Source organism: Nocardia sp. NPDC059764 (assembly GCF_042732555.1).
Lineage (GTDB): Bacteria > Actinomycetota > Actinomycetes > Mycobacteriales > Mycobacteriaceae > Nocardia.
On the sequence record NZ_JBHWHH010000022.1, the window covers coordinates 1 to 16,849 of the forward strand.

At 68.3% G+C, this 16,849-nt stretch carries 14 protein-coding genes and 2 tRNA genes; 7 read left to right on the top strand and 9 right to left on the bottom strand.

Going from position 1 to position 16,849, the window contains the following annotated elements:
- Positions 1 to 625 (bottom strand): TetR/AcrR family transcriptional regulator (locus ACFV4K_RS06975; protein WP_379272733.1); only part of this gene is annotated, 625 nt, incomplete at its 3' end.
- A gap of 83 nt (positions 626 to 708) precedes the next feature.
- Here ACFV4K_RS06975 and ACFV4K_RS06980 point away from each other — a divergent pair.
- A complete protein-coding gene (locus ACFV4K_RS06980; RefSeq protein WP_379272734.1) occupies positions 709 to 1,743 on the top strand; it encodes an aldo/keto reductase in 1,035 nt (344 codons plus the stop codon).
- A gap of 4 nt (positions 1,744 to 1,747) precedes the next feature.
- Here ACFV4K_RS06980 and ACFV4K_RS06985 read toward each other — a convergent pair whose 3' ends face one another.
- The 4 genes from ACFV4K_RS06985 to ACFV4K_RS07000 all read right to left on the bottom strand — a co-directional run bounded on the left by ACFV4K_RS06985 (position 1,748) and on the right by ACFV4K_RS07000 (position 8,906).
- The gene (locus ACFV4K_RS06985; protein ID WP_357091046.1) at positions 1,748 to 2,821 is read right to left on the bottom strand and encodes an alpha/beta hydrolase family protein; all 1,074 of its coding nucleotides are present in this window, start codon (positions 2,819 to 2,821) and stop codon (positions 1,748 to 1,750) included.
- A 118-nt stretch (positions 2,822 to 2,939) separates the two neighbouring features.
- Positions 2,940 to 7,382 carry a molybdopterin-dependent oxidoreductase gene (locus ACFV4K_RS06990; protein ID WP_379272736.1) on the bottom strand — a complete coding sequence of 1,481 codons (4,443 nt, stop codon included), beginning with the start codon at positions 7,380 to 7,382 and terminating at the stop codon, positions 2,940 to 2,942.
- Positions 7,383 to 7,526: 144 nt separating this feature from the next.
- A complete protein-coding gene (locus tag ACFV4K_RS06995) occupies positions 7,527 to 8,240 on the bottom strand; it encodes a demethylmenaquinone methyltransferase (protein ID WP_379272738.1) in 714 nt (237 codons plus the stop codon).
- A gap of 171 nt (positions 8,241 to 8,411) precedes the next feature.
- The gene (locus tag ACFV4K_RS07000) at positions 8,412 to 8,906 is read right to left on the bottom strand and encodes a DUF3592 domain-containing protein (RefSeq protein WP_379272740.1); all 495 of its coding nucleotides are present in this window, start codon (positions 8,904 to 8,906) and stop codon (positions 8,412 to 8,414) included.
- 39 nt (positions 8,907 to 8,945) lie between these two features.
- On the opposite strand from ACFV4K_RS07000, the gene ACFV4K_RS07005 reads away from it, so the two are divergent.
- Positions 8,946 to 9,449: a DUF2505 domain-containing protein gene (locus ACFV4K_RS07005; RefSeq protein ID WP_379272742.1), complete on the top strand. Its 504-nt coding sequence runs from the start codon at positions 8,946 to 8,948 to the stop codon at positions 9,447 to 9,449.
- A gap of 50 nt (positions 9,450 to 9,499) precedes the next feature.
- On the opposite strand, the gene ACFV4K_RS07010 is transcribed toward ACFV4K_RS07005, so the two are convergent.
- Positions 9,500 to 9,937, bottom strand: coding sequence for a VOC family protein (locus tag ACFV4K_RS07010; RefSeq protein WP_379272744.1), 438 nt, complete (start codon positions 9,935 to 9,937; stop codon positions 9,500 to 9,502).
- A 196-nt stretch (positions 9,938 to 10,133) separates the two neighbouring features.
- Here ACFV4K_RS07010 and ACFV4K_RS07015 point away from each other — a divergent pair, with 196 nt between their 5' ends.
- Positions 10,134 to 11,783 carry a purine-cytosine permease family protein gene (locus ACFV4K_RS07015; protein WP_379272746.1) on the top strand — a complete coding sequence of 550 codons (1,650 nt, stop codon included), beginning with the start codon at positions 10,134 to 10,136 and terminating at the stop codon, positions 11,781 to 11,783.
- Between the two features lie 18 nt (positions 11,784 to 11,801).
- On the opposite strand, the gene ACFV4K_RS07020 is transcribed toward ACFV4K_RS07015, so the two are convergent.
- Positions 11,802 to 12,221, bottom strand: a complete 420-nt coding sequence (locus ACFV4K_RS07020; protein ID WP_379272748.1) for a helix-turn-helix transcriptional regulator — start codon at positions 12,219 to 12,221, stop codon at positions 11,802 to 11,804.
- A complete protein-coding gene (locus ACFV4K_RS07025) occupies positions 12,218 to 13,492 on the bottom strand; it encodes a geranylgeranyl reductase family protein (protein WP_379272750.1) in 1,275 nt (424 codons plus the stop codon). The genes ACFV4K_RS07020 and ACFV4K_RS07025 overlap by 4 nt, the downstream gene beginning before the upstream one ends.
- A 179-nt stretch (positions 13,493 to 13,671) precedes the next feature.
- On the opposite strand from ACFV4K_RS07025, the gene ACFV4K_RS07030 reads away from it, so the two are divergent.
- Positions 13,672 to 14,694 (top strand): polyprenyl synthetase family protein, encoded by a 1,023-nt coding sequence (locus ACFV4K_RS07030; protein ID WP_379272751.1) that lies wholly within the window; start codon positions 13,672 to 13,674, stop codon positions 14,692 to 14,694.
- Positions 14,695 to 14,892: 198 nt separating this feature from the next.
- Positions 14,893 to 15,771, top strand: coding sequence for a zinc metalloprotease HtpX (htpX, locus tag ACFV4K_RS07035; protein ID WP_379272753.1), 879 nt, complete (start codon positions 14,893 to 14,895; stop codon positions 15,769 to 15,771).
- Here htpX and ACFV4K_RS07040 read toward each other — a convergent pair whose 3' ends face one another.
- Entirely contained in the window at positions 15,772 to 16,263 is a 492-nt protein-coding gene (locus tag ACFV4K_RS07040) for a YajQ family cyclic di-GMP-binding protein (protein WP_357091065.1), read from the bottom strand.
- A 138-nt stretch (positions 16,264 to 16,401) separates the two neighbouring features.
- Between ACFV4K_RS07040 and ACFV4K_RS07045 the strand changes: the two genes are divergently transcribed.
- Positions 16,402 to 16,483, top strand: a tRNA-Tyr gene (locus tag ACFV4K_RS07045).
- A gap of 236 nt (positions 16,484 to 16,719) precedes the next feature.
- Positions 16,720 to 16,792, top strand: a tRNA-Thr gene (locus ACFV4K_RS07050).
- Positions 16,793 to 16,849: the final 57 nt, after the last annotated feature.

The following is a 16,849-nucleotide window of genomic DNA, read 5'->3' on the forward strand; positions in this document are numbered from 1 at the left end:
CGGATCGGCCGGTGCCGGAGACGAATACGCCCTGTTCGGCGGCGAGGGCGGCGGCCGTCGCCGCGGCTGTGACGGTGGCCTCGTCGACCGGGTCGCCGCTGGCCAGCAGGCGGTAGTAGAGCGGGGCGGAGACGGCGGAAAGCACTGCGCGCGGGTCGGTTCCGGCCGGAACCTCGCCGCGGGCGGCGGCGGCTTCGACGCACGGTGACCATTCGGTGAGCCGGGTGTCGTAGAAGGCGCGCAGCGCCGCTGCCGCGGTGTCGTCGCTGGTGGCGGCGGCGATGACGGCCCGGAACAGGCGGCCCTGCCGGGGGTCGGTGAGGGTCTTCCCGACCAGCCGCGCATTGGCGAGCAGGTCGCCGCGCAGGGTGCCGGTATCGCTGTGGGGGAGTGAGGTTTCGGCCATATCGGCGAGCAGGTCCGCGACCAGTCCGGCGGGGCTGCGCCAGCGGCGGTAGACGGTGGTCTTGCCGACCTCGGCGCGGGCCGCGACCTCGGCCAGATCGAGGGTGGCGTAGCCGTGTTCGGCCAGGAGGTCGCCCGCGGCGCGCAGCACGGATTCGCGGACGCGCGCGGTGCGTCCACCGGGGCGGACCGAGCCGGGGCTCGTTGTGTCCTGATTCATAACGGGTCTCCAGTTCCGTTTGCGGCGAGACGAGTGTAGCGTCCGGTGTTAATGAAACTATGGTTCCGTTAGGAGTGGTGATCATGGAATACCGCCGGCTCGGCGCATCCGGTCTGCTGGTTCCGGCCCTGAGTTTCGGCGCGGGCACCTTCGGCGGCCGCGGCGAACTCTTCTCGGCCTGGGGCGACACCGACGCGGCCCAGGCCCGCCGCCTGGTGGACATCAGCCTGGACGCGGGCGTCACCCTGTTCGACACCGCCGACGTCTACTCGGACGGCGCCTCGGAAGAGGTACTGGGCGAGGCGATCCGGGGCCGCCGCGACCGCGTGCTGATCTCGACCAAGGCCACCCTGCCCACCGGACCGGGCCCGGCCGACGCGGGATCGGGTCGCGCCCGGCTGATCTCGGCGGTCGAGGGGTCGCTGCGCCGGCTCGGCGTCGAGCACATCGACCTGTTCCAGCTGCACGCCTTCGACGCGGGCACGCCCGTCGAGGAAGTGCTCTCCGCCCTCGACTCGCTGGTGCGCTCCGGCAAGATCCGCTACGTGGGCGCCTCCAACTTCGCGGGCTGGCAGCTGATGAAATCCCTGGCCGCCGCGGACCGGCACGGCTTCCCGCGCTATGTCGCGCATCAGGTCTACTACTCGCTCGCCGGGCGCGACTACGAATGGGAGCTCATGCCGCTCGGTGTGGATCAGGGTGTCGGCGCGGTGGTCTGGAGCCCGCTCGGCTGGGGTCGGCTCACCGGGAAGATCCGTCGCGGCCAACCGCTTCCGCCCGGCAGCCGCCTGCACAAGACCGCCGAGGCCGGGCCGCCCGTCGACGACGAGCTGCTCTACGACGTGGTCGACGTGCTCGACGAGATCGCCGCCGAAACCGGCCGCACCGTCCCGCAGATCGCCCTGAACTGGCTGTTGCGCCGCCCGACCGTGGCCACCGTCATCGTCGGCGCGCGTGACGAGGAGCAGTTGCGCCAGAACCTGGGCGCGGTGGGCTGGAGCCTCGACGCCGAGCAGATCGGCCGACTGGACAAGGCGAGCGCGGTGACGCCGCCCTACCCCTACTACCCGTACTACGGGCCGGGGGACTTCGCGCGCGTCAATCCGCCTGTCGTGTAGGCGGTTACGCGGGCGGGAACAGACCCTGCGCGAGCACCGGCCACGACGCCTTCAGGTCGTCCTGCCAGTAGCCCCAGATGTGGGTGCCGCTGCTGCGGAATTCGAAGGTCGCGGGAATGCGCATGGATTCCAGGCGCTTCTGCAGGATCACCGTGGACAGTTCGCAATTGGCCTCGATGAGCGAGCCCAGCGCGACGGTCTTGGCGGTGTCCTCGGGCTTCTCCATGCGGCCGCGCGCCCCGGGCATGTCGAACGCGCCCGGGATGCCGTTGCCGGTGGAGATGAAAAGGTTGGTGCCGCGCAGTTTCTCGGCATTGAGGGTGGGGTCGTTGGCGGCCCACTGGGCGCTGCCCTCGGGGCCCCACATGTTCTCGACCTTGCCGCCGCCGTACAGCTCGGTGACCATCTTGATGGCCTCGCGGCCCATCGGCGTCATGGTCTGGAAGAAGCCGCTGTACACGGCCGCGCTCTTGAACAGGCCGGGGTTGAAGATGACCGAGTTCAGCACGGGCAGACCGGCCATGGAGATCCCGGCGATGGCGTTGTTGCCATTGCTGCCCAGCGCCGCGTCCATCAGCGGCGGCAGCTCCTTGCCGAGGTAGGTGGACCACTTGTTGACGCCGAGCGACTTGTCGGCCTGCGCCCAGTCGGTGTACCAGGTGAACGCGCCGCCGATGATCTGCACGACATTGATGTTCTTGTCGGCCAGGAAATCCAGTGCGTCAGTGCGCAATTGCCAGGTGGCGGCGTCCACGCCGCCGCCCGCGCCATTGAGCAGGTACAGGGTGGGGCGGGCGTCGTCGATGTTCTCGGGGCGCTGCACGTCGACCGGGAAGGTCTGGTTCATGGCCGCGGAGTAGACGGTGAAGACGACGTGGCGGCTGTCGGTGGCCGCGACGCTCTTGATGTAGGAGCCGTCCTCGGTCTTGAAGTCGGGGACGCTGACGCCGGGGGCGACCGGGGCGGCGGGGGTGGTGGGTTCCGCGCCGGCGGGCACGCAGCCCAGGCTCAGGGTCGCGGCGGCCGCGAGGGCCGCCACCGCGATTCGTCCGGTGATTCGACTGATCCGACCGTTCACGCTCCCGGCCCTCCGTGCTGCTGGCAGCCGTCGCGGGGACGGCTCGCCCACCTGTGAGACTGGACGGGCGAGTTACAAATACCACAGTTTCACATTCGGGGTGCCGGAATCGAACCAGTCAGTACACGTCGCGCACGTACCGCTTCTCCGCCACCAACTGCTTCTTGAAGGCCAGCGCGCCGTCCTCGCTCAGCTTCCCGTGAATGCGCGCGATCTTCAGCAAGGTGTCGTCCACATCCTTCGCCATTCGCGCCGCGTCACCGCACACGTAGAAATGCCCGCCCTCACGCAGCCACGCCCACAACTCGGCGCCGTGCTCGATCATGCGGTGCTGCACGTAGATCCGCTCCCGCTGATCGCGGGAGAACGCCAGATCCAGCCGGGTCAGGAAACCCGAGCGGAACATGTCCTCCAGCTCGGCCCGGTAATAGAAATTGTCCTTCGCGTGCTGATCGCCGAAGAACAGCCAGTTGCGGCCCGTGCAGCCCAGCGCCCGGCGCTCCTGCAGGAAGCCGCGGAACGGCGCGATGCCGGTGCCCGGGCCCACCATGATCATCGGCGCGGCCGGGTCCAGCGGCGGCCGGAAGTGCGGGGCCCGCTGCAGGAAGATCGGCACCTCGGCGTCCGCGCGATCGGCCAGGAAGGTCGAGCTCACGCCGCCGCGCCGGGCCGCCGACCCGATGGCCGCCGGATCGCCGTAGCGCACCACGCCGACCGTCAGCTGCACCTCGTCCGGGCTCACCAGCGGACTCGACGAGATCGAATACTGGCGCGGCTGCAGCTTCTTCAGCGTGCTCAGCCACTCCACCAGATCGGCCCGCACCGGGAAATCGCGCAGCACGTCCACCGCCTGCCGATCCCACAGATATCCGTCCAGCTCATTGCGATTGTCGCGCCGCAACAGCTTGGCCAGCCGCGGATCGGCATTGTGTCCGGCCACGAACGACAACAGATCCGTGCTCACCCGCGTGATGTCGTAATGCGTGCGCAGCGCCTCCGCCAGCGGAACCTCGCCATTGTCGATCTCGATCAGCCGGCGACCTTCGAGACCGGTCGCCGCCAGCCATTCCCGCACCAGCGACTCGCAATTCGCGGGCCGAATGCCCAGCGAATCCCCGACCTCGTAGGTGGTCTCCGGATCGCTCAGATCGAATCCGAACTGCCGAACCTCTTTCCCGGAACTCTCGCGGGAAAGCAATTCATTGCGAACCAGTTTCGAGAGCACCGGAGAATTCCGGGTGAAAGGCGCCGCGGCGCGTGCCCGACCCGGAGCGACAGCCGTCGCGCCCCGGGCACTTCCGGAGCGGCCGGCACCGTGTCCGAGCGGACTCGAAGCGCCCGCGCCGCCACGCACGTCGTAACTACCGGCAGCGTTCCAGGTGGGTGTGTCGCCAACGGACGTCCCGCCGGAACCCCGGCCGCCCGGAGCACCGAACGGCGGTGTGGAATTTCCGCCCCGCGGTCCCACACCGGACCCGCCTCGGTTCCCGTCATCGGTGGCCGCGTCGCCCGCCGCGTCCGCGAGCACGCCGGTCACGGCGTCGAACCAGACCGCGGACGCGTCCTCGTGGTCGGGTTCGCTGTCCACGCGGGGCAGCAGGCGGGCCGCGCCGCGCTTGGCGAGCAGTTCGTCCAGCTTGCGGCCGTGGCCGCAGAAGTCGTCGTAGGCGGAGTCGCCGAGCGCGAACACCGCGAAGCGCATCCCGGTCAGCCGGATCGCGCTGTCGTTCAATCGTTCCCAGAAGTCCGCGCCATTGTCCGGCGGCCCGCCGTCGCCGAAGGTGCTGCTGATGACCAGCACATCGCCGGTGAGATCGGACAGTTCGGCCGAGTCCATGTCCAGGAGCCGCGGCGCGAAGCCCGACTCCACGAGATGAGTCGTCAGCGCGGCGGCCAGATCCTCCGCGGTCCCGGTCTGCGAGGCCCACAGGATCGTGACGGTCCGCGCCGGAGCCTCCGCGCTCTGGCCGCCCTCGGACCGGCCGGTGAAACCCGTGCTCACGTCCGCCGCGAAGCCGATCGAATCCGCCGCGAACCCGGTCGGGAGCGGCTGCGCGCCACGGGAGTACATCCCGCCCAGCAGGCCGTCGATCCATGCCCGGCTGCGTTCGGAGATCGGCGCGGTCGCCGGCAGCACCGGCACCCCGCTGACCGGCAGGCTCTGCAGCGCCGCGAGATACCCGCCCAGGTAGATGCGCTCGACCTCGCTGAGCGTGGGCGCGGTGGCGGTCTCCAATCCGAGCATGACCGCCAGTGGATGCGGGCCGCCGAGGTCCACGCCGCCGAACGCGGGCACGGGTGCGCCGCCGCTCTCGGGCGCGGACGGAACCCGTTCGGCGGCATCCGTTTCCGTCTCGGGGTCGCCGGTCGTCGCCGTACTCAGCGCCGCGACCTTGCGCAGGCGCACCGCGCAGGCCTTGAACTCCGGTTGCAGCGAGATCGGGTCCACCGCGTCATTGGTGACGGCATTGATGGTGAGGTATTCGCCCTGTTCGTCGTTCCAGTGGAAGGGCGCGAAGCAGCTGCCGGGCAGGACGCGGTCGCTGAGCAGGGCGGGCAGCACGGCGCGGCCGCGGCGGGAGGCGATCTCGAGCTGGTCGCCGTCGCGGACCTCGAGGCGGGCGGCGTCGTCGGGATGCAGTTCCAGGAACGGCTTGCCGTTGAGCTTGTTCAGTTTCGCCACCTTCCCGGTCTTGGTCATGGTGTGCCACTGGTGTTGCAGGCGGCCGGTATTGAGGACGAACGGGTGGTCCTCGTCCGGCATCTCGGCGGGCAGCAGGTGCGGGCGCGGCCAGAACACGGCCTTGCGGCTCGCGGTGGCGAAGGCCAGGCGGGGCGTGTTCCCCTCCGCATCGGTGAAGCGGGTCTGGCTGACGCCGTCGTTCACATAGCGAATCGGGTTGCGCCGCTGGGCCGGATCGGGGCACGGCCACTGCGCGGGCCCGGCGCGCAGCAGGTCGTAGTCGATGCCGCGCAGGTCGTATCCGGTGGCCGGGTTGGCGAAGCGGCGGATCTCGTCGAAGATCTCGGCGCTGGAGGCGTAGTCGAAGCCGGGGAAGCCGAGCGCCGTCGCCATCTGCGCGATGAGCTGCCAGTCCGGCCGGGCGTCGCCGATCGGCTCGACCGAGCGCTGCAGCAGGGTCAGGTTGCGTTCCGAATTCACCTGCACCCCATCGGCCTCCGCCCACAGGGTGGCGGGCAGCAGCAGGTCGGCGTAGGCGTTGGTGGCCGTGTCGGTGTACACGTCCTGCGCGATCACCAGGTCGGCGGCTTCCAGGCCGGCGATCACGGTGCGCCGGTTGGCCATGGAGGCGACCGGATTGCTGCACATGATCCAGCAGGCCTTGATCCGCCCGTCGGCCAGACCGCGGAACATCTCGATCGACCCGGGTCCGGGCTCGGCGCGAATGGTGCCGGGTTCCAGCCCCCATTCGGCTTCCACGAAGGCTCGGTCGGCGTCGGCGAGCACACTGCGCTGGCCGGGCAGTCCCGGTCCCATGTAACCCATTTCGCGCCCGCCCATGGCGTTGGGCTGCCCGGTGAGGGAGAACGGCCCGCTGCCGGTGCGGCAGATGGCGCCGGTGGCCAGGTGCAGGTTGATGATGGCGTTGGTGGCCCAGGTGCCGTGCGTGGACTGGTTGATCCCCATGGTCCACAGCGACATCCATTCGCCGGCCGCGCCGATCCACTCGGCGGCGGTGCGGATGTCGGCCTCGGCGAGTCCGGTGACCTGGGCGACCAGGTCCGGGGTGTAGGCGTCGAGGAATTCGGGCAGGTCCTCCCAGCCCTCGGTGTGCTCGGCGATGAAGTCGGCGTCGATGTCGCCGTTCTCGACCAGCAGGTGCAGCAGCCCGTTCAGCAGCGCCAGATCGGTGCCCGGCTCGAGCTGCAGGAACAGGTCGGCGCGCGCGGCGGTGTCGGTGCGCCGCGGGTCCACCACGATGAGTTTCGCGCCCGCCTTGAGCCGATCGGCCATGCGCAGGAACAGGATCGGGTGGCAGTCGGCCATGTTCGCGCCGATCACGAAGAACAGGTCGGCGTGGTCGAGGTCGTCGTAGGAGCCGGGCGGCCCGTCCGCGCCGAGCGACAGCTTGTAACCGCTGGCCGCGCTGGCCATGCACAGCCGCGAGTTGGCCTCCATGTGCACGGTGCGCAGGTGGCCCTTGGCGAGTTTGGTGGCCAGGTACTGGGCCTCGATCGACAGCTGACCGGACACGTACAGCGCGACGGCGTCCGGACCGTGCGTGTCGAGGATCACGCGAAGCCGTTGGGCGGCTTCGTGAACGGCCTCGTCGACCGGCATGGGCACGGGCGGCTGGCCGCGTTCGGGGCGGCGGTAGGCGGTCTCCATGCGGCCGGGCGCGGCCATCAGCTCGGCGTGGGTGTTGCCCTTGGTGCACAGCCGCCCGGCATTGACGGGGTGTTCCTTGTCGCCCTTGACCTTGGCGATCACCGGCAGCCCGAGCGGGCCGATCGTGGTTTCCACGGTGATGCCGCAGCCCACCCCGCAGTACGAGCACGCGGTCCGGGTGCTCGTCGGGGGCGTCGGCTGTTCGGGCATGGTTCCGAGTTAAGCCACCCCGAGTTGCGGGGGATTTACCGAACGTTATCGGCAGATGACAATCCACCTCACAGCCGTTTTTCGCGGCTGTGAGGCGCGGGTCGGGCCGCTACCGTGAGCAATGCCACAGGTCGGCGGCGGGTATCAGCCCAGTTTGTAGCCGCGGTGCAGCGCCACGATGCCGCCGGTGAGATTGCGCCACTTCACCGCCGACCAGCCCGCGTCCGCGATCCGCAGGGCCAGCTGCGGCTGGTTGGGCCAGGCCCGGATGGACTCGGCCAGGTACACGTAGGCGTCCGGATTGGAGCTGACCGCGCTGGCCACCCGCGGCAGCGCCTTCATCAGGTACTCCATGTAGACGGTCCGGAACGGCGGGAACGTCGGGGTGGAGAACTCGGCCACCACGAGCCGCCCGCCGGGCTTGGTCACCCGCAGCATCTCGCGCAGCGCCAGGTCCGGGTCGGACACATTGCGCAGCCCGTAGGAGATGGTGACGGCGTCGAAGGAGTCGTCGGCGAAGGGCAGGGCCATGGCGTCACCGGCGACCATGGGCACATTGCGCCAGCGTCCGGCCGCGAGCATGCCCTGGGAGAAGTCGGCGGCCAGGCACCAGGCCCCGGATTTGGCCAGTTCCACCGTCGAGACACCGGTTCCGGCGGCCAGATCCAGCACCCGCTCGCCGGGCCGCAGCGCCAGGGCTTTCCGGGTCGCCATCCGCCAGTACCGGTCGATGCCGCCGGTCATCACCGTGTTGGTGATGTCGTACCGCTTGGCCACGCCATCGAACATCGACGCGACTTCGTTCGGCTGCTTGTCCAGCTGGGCCCGAAAAGACTCCCGCTGCCTGATTTTCGCCACGGCGCTTATTTTGCCCTCCGCTACGCTCCGGGCGGGTTCGCGGCCCTGGAGGTCTCGTTCTTCCCTCCCTCCGCTCCTCCAAGGCGCAGGCCTATGGAGTCGTTCGCTCCCCCGCTCCGGTCAGTCCAGAACGAGACGGGCCGCGAACCTGTGGGCGAATGTCGGGACTGTCTACTGTCGGAGCCTAGTTCGCAGGCGGCTCCGCAGTGCGCCGACCCAGCGCGTGGGGGGCGAGCCGAGCAGCCAGAGCGCGGGGATGGCGATGGCCCAGGCGACCACGATCACCGACAGCGCCGGGATGATGGCGACCCGCGCATCGCGACCCGCCACCCGAACCAGATCGGGGTCGCTGCGCCGATATTCGACATTGATGCGCTCGCCGACGGTCAGTTTGGTCGGATAGAGCACGCCGGTCTTCGGGTTGTGGGTCTCGCCGTCGGGCGTGACGAAGATGACCGCGGACCTCAGGGTGCCCGCCGAGAGCACTTCGGCGCTGGTCACGCCCCGATCACTATTGATGAGATGGTCGTCGCGCCAGGCCGCGAGCACCAGCAGCACGGCCAGGAAGCTGACCGTCGCCGCGGTGATGACGATCCCGAGCCGAGCCCGCCGCCACCGAACCGCCTGCCGCTGTTCAGTCCTGGGAGACTGGCTAGTTTCCGACACTTCAGCAGGCTATTCCATCGCTGGGCTACGGTCTTCGCCATGTCCCGAAAATTCAGCTTCACCGTGCAGTACAGCGTCCCGGTCGAAGAGCTTCACCGGGCACTCACCAATGACGAGATGTGGCAGGCCCGCTTCGCCGAAGCGACCACCGCCGAGCTGGAGCTCACCCACCCGGACGGGCCCGGCACCATCCAGATCCACATGACCGAGAAGGCGCCCGAGGACCAGATTCCCGGCATCGTCAAGAAGGTCCTCAAGAGCGAGCTCATGCTCGAGCGCACCGACTCCTGGGGTCCGCTGACCGACGGTGTCGCGCGGGGCAGCTTCAGCGGCCGCTCCGGCGGCGTCACCACCGAGATGGCGGGCGCGTTCGAATTGCGGCCCACCGCCGAGGGTTCCGAGATCGAGGCCACCGGCACCGTCGACGTGAAGGTCCCGCTGGTCGGCGGAGCCATCGAACCGCTGGTCGAGAACCTGCTCGAGAAGGTCATGAACAGCGAACGCAAGTCCGTCGAAACCTGGTTCGCCGCGCAGAACGCCTGATCCCGGTAATCCGTGGATGCGGGGTGGTCCCGCATCCACGGTCCCGGTCGCTACTGCCCGAATTTCGGATCGAATTCGCGGGGTTCGGTGAGCACGAGCCAGTTGCCGGAGTTGTCGCGGATGATGGCCTCGACGCCGTAGGGGCGCTCCGCGGGCGGCTGCACGAACTCCACGCCTTTGGCGGTGAGCTCGTCGAAAGTCTTCTGGCAGTTATCGGTTCGCAGGCCCAGTGCGCCGTGCGTGCCGTTGGCCAGCGACCGGCGGACGGCCTCGGCGAGATTGTCGTCGAGCGGGGGACCCGGGATCATCAGCGTCACCTCCAGCTCCGGATGATCCGGATGCGCCACCGTCACCCAGCGGAAGCCGTTGTCGCCCATGGTGACATCGCTGCCCTCCACGAAACCCAGTTTGTCGATGTACCAGGCCTTGGCGGCCGACTGGTCGGTCACATAGACGGTCACGAGCGAGACATTGGTAATGGTCGTCATGGTTTCCAGGCTATGGACGAGCCCTCGCCGCGGGCTTCTCCGAAATTGCGCGATTCACGCCCGGATTGCTGAGTTCACACACTCGGAACCTCAGTGAGGTCGCCGTAACAGCCGCGCAATCGGCCGGAAAGCCAAGATCAACAATCACTGCGCACCCTCGAATCGGAAAACAGCTCGCGACGAGCCCGAACGAGGAGTGCCGGTGGTTCAAGTCGAAACCCCCACGGCGAACGCGGTGGCCGCGTCCAAGGAGACGCTGGAGGATTACACGCTGCGGTTCGCGCCCCGCAGCTACCGGAAATGGAGTCCGGCGGTGGTCGGCGTCTCGGCGCTCGGCGGCATCGCCTACCTGGCCGACTTCTCCATCGGCGCGAACATCGGCATCGCCAACGGCACCGGCAACGCGCTGCTGGGCATCGGCATCTTCGCGATCGTCATCATGATCACCGGCTTCCCGCTGGCCTACTACGCGGCCCGCTACAACGTCGACCTGGACCTGATCACCCGCGGCAGCGGCTTCGGGTACTACGGGTCGGTGGTGACGAACATCGTGTTCGCCTCCTTCACCTTCATCTTCTTCGCGCTCGAGGGCTCGATCATGGCGCAGGGCCTGCGACTCGGCCTGCACGTGCCGCTCCCGATCGGCTACCTGGTGTCCACGGTGATGATCTTCCCGCTGGTCATCTACGGCATGAACACCCTCGCCGAACTGCAGGTGTGGACCACCCCGCTGTGGCTGATCCTGATGGTGCTGCCGTTCGGCTTCCTGCTGGTCCGCCACCCCGACTCGGTGGGCGCCTTCCTGTCCTACGGCGGCCAGGACGGCAAGGGCGTCAGCCTGTCCGGCGCGCTGCTCGCCGCCGGCGTCTGCCTCTCGCTCATCGCCCAGATCGCCGAGCAGATCGACTACCTGCGCTTCATGCCGCCCCGCACCCCGGACAACGCCCGCAAGTGGTGGGGCTGGATGCTGCTGGCCGGACCGGGCTGGGTGCTGTTCGGAGCCATCAAGCAGGTCGTCGGCCTGTTCCTGGCGGTCTACCTGATCGCCAACCTGCCCGGCGCGCAGGACATCGCCAACCAGCCGGTGCACCAGTTCCTCGAGATCTACCGCGACATGATGCCGTCCTGGCTGGCCATGACCCTGGCCGTGGTGCTGGTCGTGATCAGCCAGATCAAAATCAATGTGACCAACGCGTATTCGGGTTCGCTGGCGTGGACCAACTCCTTCACCCGCGTCACCAAGAACTACCCGGGCCGGATCGTGTTCCTCGGCCTGAACCTGGCCATCGCGCTGATCCTGATGGAAGCCAACATGTTCGACTTCCTCAACAACATCCTCGGCTTCTACGCCAACTGCGGTATCGCCTGGATCGTCACCGTCGCAACGGATATCGCGATCAACAAGTACGCCCTGAAGCTCTCGCCCAAGGAGCCGGAGTTCCGCCGCGGCATGCTCTACGACTTCAACCCGGTCGGACTGGTCGGTTTCGGCCTGTCGGCGGTGCTGTCGATCATGACCTTCTTCGGCCTGTTCGGTGAGACCCTGAAGCCGTACTCGCCGATCGTGGCCGTGGTGGTCTCGTTCCTGGCCACCCCGCTGACCGCGGTCCTGACCAAGGGCAAGTACTACCTGCGCCGCGACCACGACGGCATCGACCTGCCCATGTTCGACGAGCACGGCAACCCGTCGGGGGAGACGCTGACCTGCGTCGTCACCGGCATGGAGTTCGAGCGCCCCGACATGATCGCCTCGGCGGTGCCGGGACCGGAGGGCGAGATCCGGTACATCAGCTCGCTGGCCCTCTCCACCGACAAGACCGGAATCCACGTGCTGCCGTCTCGATGAGACCGGTCAGTCCTTGCGTCAGTCCTTGCGCTTCCGATCCGAGAGCCCGTGCATGAAGACGTAGCAACCCGGGATATGGGGTGCGCCCTCGGCCGCGAACTTCGCTTGATACTCCGAGGGCGACATCCCGACCAGGTCGGTGAACTTCCGGCTGAACGATCCGAGGCTGGAGTAGCCCACCAGCATGCAGGCCTCGGTCACCGTCACATTGGTGGCGCGCAGCAGGTCCTGCGCCCGCTCGATCCGCCGCTCGGCGAGATACAGGGCGGGCGTCTTGCCGTAGGTGGCCGCGAAACACCGCAGGAAGTGGTACTTCGACACCCCCGCGGCCGCCGCCAGACTGTCCAGGTCCAGCGACTCCGCGTACTGCCGGTCGGCCAGATCCCGCGCTCGCCGCAGATGCGGCAGCAGCTCCTCGGGAACCGGCCGGGCGTTCACGAGAACGGCTGCAGCTTGTCGATCCGCATCGAGGCCCGGCCCGCGCCCCGCCACAAGCGGGCGGTCAGATCCAGGTCCTCGTCGGTGACCAGATTGCCCATCACCCGGACCGCGGTGCGCTGCAACAGCCTCGACCGCATCATCGGCGGCCCGCCCAGCGGCACCGTGCGCGGATGCGTGGCCAGCGCGGCCAGTCGCCGCGCCACCGAATAGGTGCGGCCGTAGCGCTCGCGCAGCAGGTCCGGCCAGATGTGGGTGAGGTCCGGCTGGTCCAGCAGCGCGGCCAGCATGTGCCCGCCCTCCAGGCCGTAGTCGATGCCCTCGCCGTTGAGCGGGTTCACGCAGCCCGCCGCGTCGCCGACCAGCGCCCAGTTGCGCCCGGCCAGATTCGACACCGCGCCGCCCATGGGCAGCAGCGCCGACGCCACCGCCCGCGCCTCGCCCTCGAAACCCCATTCCGCGCGCCGCTGCGACACATAGTGCTGCAGCAACGGTTTCAACGCGATATGCGAGGGTCGCTTTTCGGTGGCCAGCGAACCGACGCCGATATTCACCTCGCCATTGCCGAGCGGGAAGACCCAGCCGTAGCCGGGAATCAATTCATTGTTCGCATCACGCAATTCGAGATGTGAGGTGATCCACTCGTCGTCGCTGCGCTCGGATTTGATGTACGCCCGCGCCGCGGTCCCGTACGCGTACTGCCGGTGCCAGGTGCGGCCCAGCATCTTGCCGACGGGGGAGCGGACCCCGTCCGCCACGATCAGCGTCTTGCAGGACACCGCGCGCAGCCCACTGTCGGTCTTGATGGTCACGCCGGTGACCCGGTCGCCCTCGCGGGCCACCTCGATCACCTTGGCGCCCTCCACCATCCGGGCCCCCGACTTCACCGCGGTCTCGCGCAGCTTGTCGTCGAGTTCGGTTCGCGGAACGGCACTTCCGTAGGCGGGGAAGGATCCGTTCGGCCAGGGCAGCAGGGCCTCGCGGCCGAACCCGGCCATCCGCAGGCCCCGGTTCACGGTGTGCGTCCGCACCCAGTCGCCGAGCCCCAGATGCTCCAGCTCGGCCGTGGCGCGCGGGGTGAGCCCGTCGCCGCAGGTCTTGTCGCGGGGGAACAGCGCCGAATCGGTCAGGAGCACGTCCCGTCCCGCGCGCGCGGCCCACGCGGCCGCGGCGGACCCGGCGGGACCAGCGCCGACGACCAGAATATCGGCGTGCGCCGGCAGAACATCCGACGATTTCCCCTGCTCGGGCGCGACTTCCGATGAACCCATGCGACCAATACTCGCAGCACATCACCGCGTGCGTATATTTGCCCCGGGGTTCACCTCCGGGCGTTTCGATTCCCGTGGCGGGTGTTTCGTTGGTCGCACTACGGTGGTGTCCATAGGGGGTGATCGACGCACACGCTAGGTTCTTTGGCGTGGGGTCGGACGCGGCACTGGGAGAAGAAATGAGCGCATCAGCTGTGAGCGATGAGAGCACCGTGGTCGCGGGGGTGGATCTTGGCGATCCCGAGCTCGCCGCCACAGTGCGCAAGGGCCTGATCGAGGTCGAGGACCTGCTCATCACCGAGCTGTCCGACGGCGAGGAATTCCTGCAGGAAGCGGCGCTGCACCTGGCCAAGGCCGGCGGCAAGCGCTTCCGCCCGCTGTTCACCATCCTCACCGGTCAGCTCGGCCCCAATCCGACCAGCCCCGACCTGGTCGTCGCCGGCACCGTGGTGGAGCTGGTGCACCTGGCCACCCTGTACCACGACGACGTCATGGACGAAGCCTCCATGCGCCGCGGCGCCCCCAGCGTGAACTCCCGCTGGGGCAACTCCGTCGCCATCCTCGCGGGCGACTACCTGTTCGCGCACGCCTCCCGTCTGGTCTCCACCCTCGGCCCGGACGCGGTCCGGATCATCGCCGAGACCTTCGCCGAGCTGGTCACCGGCCAGATGCGCGAGACCATCGGCGCCCGGCAGTCCCAGGACCCGGTCGAGCACTACCTGCGCGTGGTGTGGGAGAAGACCGGCTCGCTGATCGCCGCCGCCGGACGCTTCGGCGGCACCTTCTCCGGCGCGAGCCTGGACCACGTGGAACGCCTGGCCCGCCTCGGCGACGCCGTGGGCACCGCCTTCCAGATCGCCGACGACATCATCGACATCTCCTCGGCGTCCGAGCAGTCCGGCAAGACCCCCGGCACCGACCTGCGCGAGGGCGTGCACACCCTGCCCGTCCTCTACGCGCTGCGCGAGGAGGGCGCCGAGGGCGACCGCCTGCGCAAGCTGCTGGCCACCCCGCCGCAGACCGACGCCGACGTGGAGGAGGCCCTCTACCTGCTGTCGCGGTCGCGCGGCCTGGTGCTGGCCAAGGAGAAACTGCACGGCTACGCCGACCTCGCGCACGCCGAACTCTCGGCCCTGCCCGACGGCCCGGCCAACGACGCGCTCGAGCAGCTGGTCCGCTACACCATCGAACGCGTGGGCTGACGCTTCCGGGGGAACCTGTTCCCGCTCCGTATCGTTGACCTGGTGTTACCTACCCCCGCCGGTAAGAACAATCCAGCGGTGGTTCGCGGCCGTCTCGATTCTGGACTGACGGAGCGGGGGAGGAAGCGGAGGAGCGGAGGAGGGAAGAATCGAGACCTCGGGGCCGCGAACCCGCCCGGAGCGAAGCGGAGGGCAAATATGCACAGCTATGCGAACGGGTTGAAGACGTTCGGGCTTCTGGTCGGGATGTCGGCCCTGATCGTGTTCGTGGGAGCGCTGTTCCGCAATCCCACGATCTTGATCCTGTCGATCGTGCTGGCGGTGGGCATGAACGCCTACGCGTACTTCAACAGCGACAAGCTCGCGTTGAAGGCCATGCACGCGCAGCCGGTCACCGAGCTCGAGGCACCCGCGATGTACCGCATCGTGCGCGAATTGGCCACGGCCGCACGCCAGCCCATGCCGCGTCTGTACATCAGCCCCACCAACGCGCCCAATGCCTTTGCCACCGGCCGTAATCCGCGCAATGCCGCGGTCTGCTGCACCACCGGCATCCTGCAGATCCTCGAAGAACGGGAGCTGCGCGCGGTGCTGGGGCACGAGCTGTCCCACGTCTACAACCGCGACATCCTGATCTCGTCGGTCGCGGGCGCGCTCGCCTCGGTCATCTCCGGCCTGGCCAACCTGGCCTTCTTCGCGGGCGCCTTCGGCGGCGGCAACCGCAATGGCGAGGGGCCGAATGTCATTGCGCTGCTGCTGGTCTCACTGCTGGGACCGATCGCGGCCTCGCTCATCAAACTGGCCGTCTCCCGTTCCCGCGAATACCAGGCCGACCAGGACGGCGCGGAACTCACCGGCGACCCCCTGGCGCTCGCCTCGGCCCTGCGCAAACTGGAACGCGGCACCCAGGCCGCACCGCTGCCCCCCGAACCGCAGCTGACCGCCCAGTCCCACCTGATGATCGCCAACCCCTTCCGGGCCGGCGACAAGATGGCCCGCTGGTTCTCCACCCACCCCCCGATGGCGGACCGCATCGCCCGCCTCGAGGAGTTGGCCGGTGGAAACCGGAACTACTAGCTAGCGGTAGTTCACGAACTGCAGGGCGATATCGAAGTCGCCGCCCTTGAGCAGCGCGATGACGGCCTGGAGATCGTCACGGTTCTTGCTGCTGACGCGCAACTCCTCGCCCTGGATCTGCGCCTTGACGCTCTTGGGGCCCTCGTCACGGATCTTCTTGGCGATCTTCTTCGCGTTCTCCGTGGTGATGCCCTGCACCAGGTTTCCTGTGATTTTGTACACCTTGCCGGAGGCCTGCGGATCGCCCGCGTCGAACGCCTTGAGCGAGATGTCGCGGCGGATCAGCTTCTCCTTGAACACGTCCAGAGCCGCCTTCACGCGGTCCTCGGACTCGGCGCTGAGGATGATCTTCTCCTCGCCCGACCATTCGATGCTCGCCCCGGTGCCGCGGAAGTCGTAGCGCTGGCTCAGCTCCTTGGCGGCCTGGTTCAGGGCGTTGTCCACCTCCTGGCGATCGATCTTGCTGACCACATCGAACGACGAATCCGCCACACTCTTCTCCTGTCCGAGATCGGATATTCGGGATGTTCCAACGTCGACGCTAGCCGCTCCGGCATGGCTGTATCCAGCCGGTTTGCATTCCGGGCGTGGGTTCAGGGTATTCTGCTGAAGCGCTGGAAGGCGTACCCCGGCGGATTGCCCGAGCGGCCAAAGGGAGCTGACTGTAAATCAGCCGCGTAATGCTTCGGAGGTTCAAATCCTTCATCCGCCACTGCAAGAGCCCCTCAGACCAGAGTCTGAGGGGCTCTTCGCGTTTCACGGGTCAGGGCGTGATGCGTCGGGCGGGTTCGCGGCGCAACCCCGGATGGTCCTCCGGCGCCGAGTGCCACGGCATCTACCCGGTCTAGAAAATGGGCGGTGACCAGCCGGTTTGGAGAGTGCGCGGGGATGTGTGTAATCTCGTTCAAGTCGTCAGCGCCCCGGTCCAGACCGGAGCAAGACAGACACGCCCCCTTAGCTCAGTCGGCAGAGCGTTTCCATGGTAAGGAAAAGGTCAACGGTTCGATTCCGTTAGGGGGCTCGCCGGATTGCCGGTGGTGAACGGCTCGGCTTCTCCTAGCAGGACCCGGGACCTCCC

Coding starts and splice junctions, on each gene's coding strand:
- ACFV4K_RS06980 (WP_379272734.1), top strand. CDS start 709: ATGGAATACCGCCGGCTCGGCGCATCCGGTCTGCTGGTTCCGGCCCTG.
- ACFV4K_RS07030 (WP_379272751.1), top strand. CDS start 13,672: ATGAGCGCATCAGCTGTGAGCGATGAGAGCACCGTGGTCGCGGGGGTG.
- ACFV4K_RS07010 (WP_379272744.1), bottom strand. CDS start 9,937: ATGACGACCATTACCAATGTCTCGCTCGTGACCGTCTATGTGACCGAC.
- ACFV4K_RS07005 (WP_379272742.1), top strand. CDS start 8,946: ATGTCCCGAAAATTCAGCTTCACCGTGCAGTACAGCGTCCCGGTCGAA.
- ACFV4K_RS06990 (WP_379272736.1), bottom strand. CDS start 7,382: ATGCCCGAACAGCCGACGCCCCCGACGAGCACCCGGACCGCGTGCTCG.
- htpX (WP_379272753.1), top strand. CDS start 14,893: ATGCACAGCTATGCGAACGGGTTGAAGACGTTCGGGCTTCTGGTCGGG.
- ACFV4K_RS07025 (WP_379272750.1), bottom strand. CDS start 13,492: ATGGGTTCATCGGAAGTCGCGCCCGAGCAGGGGAAATCGTCGGATGTT.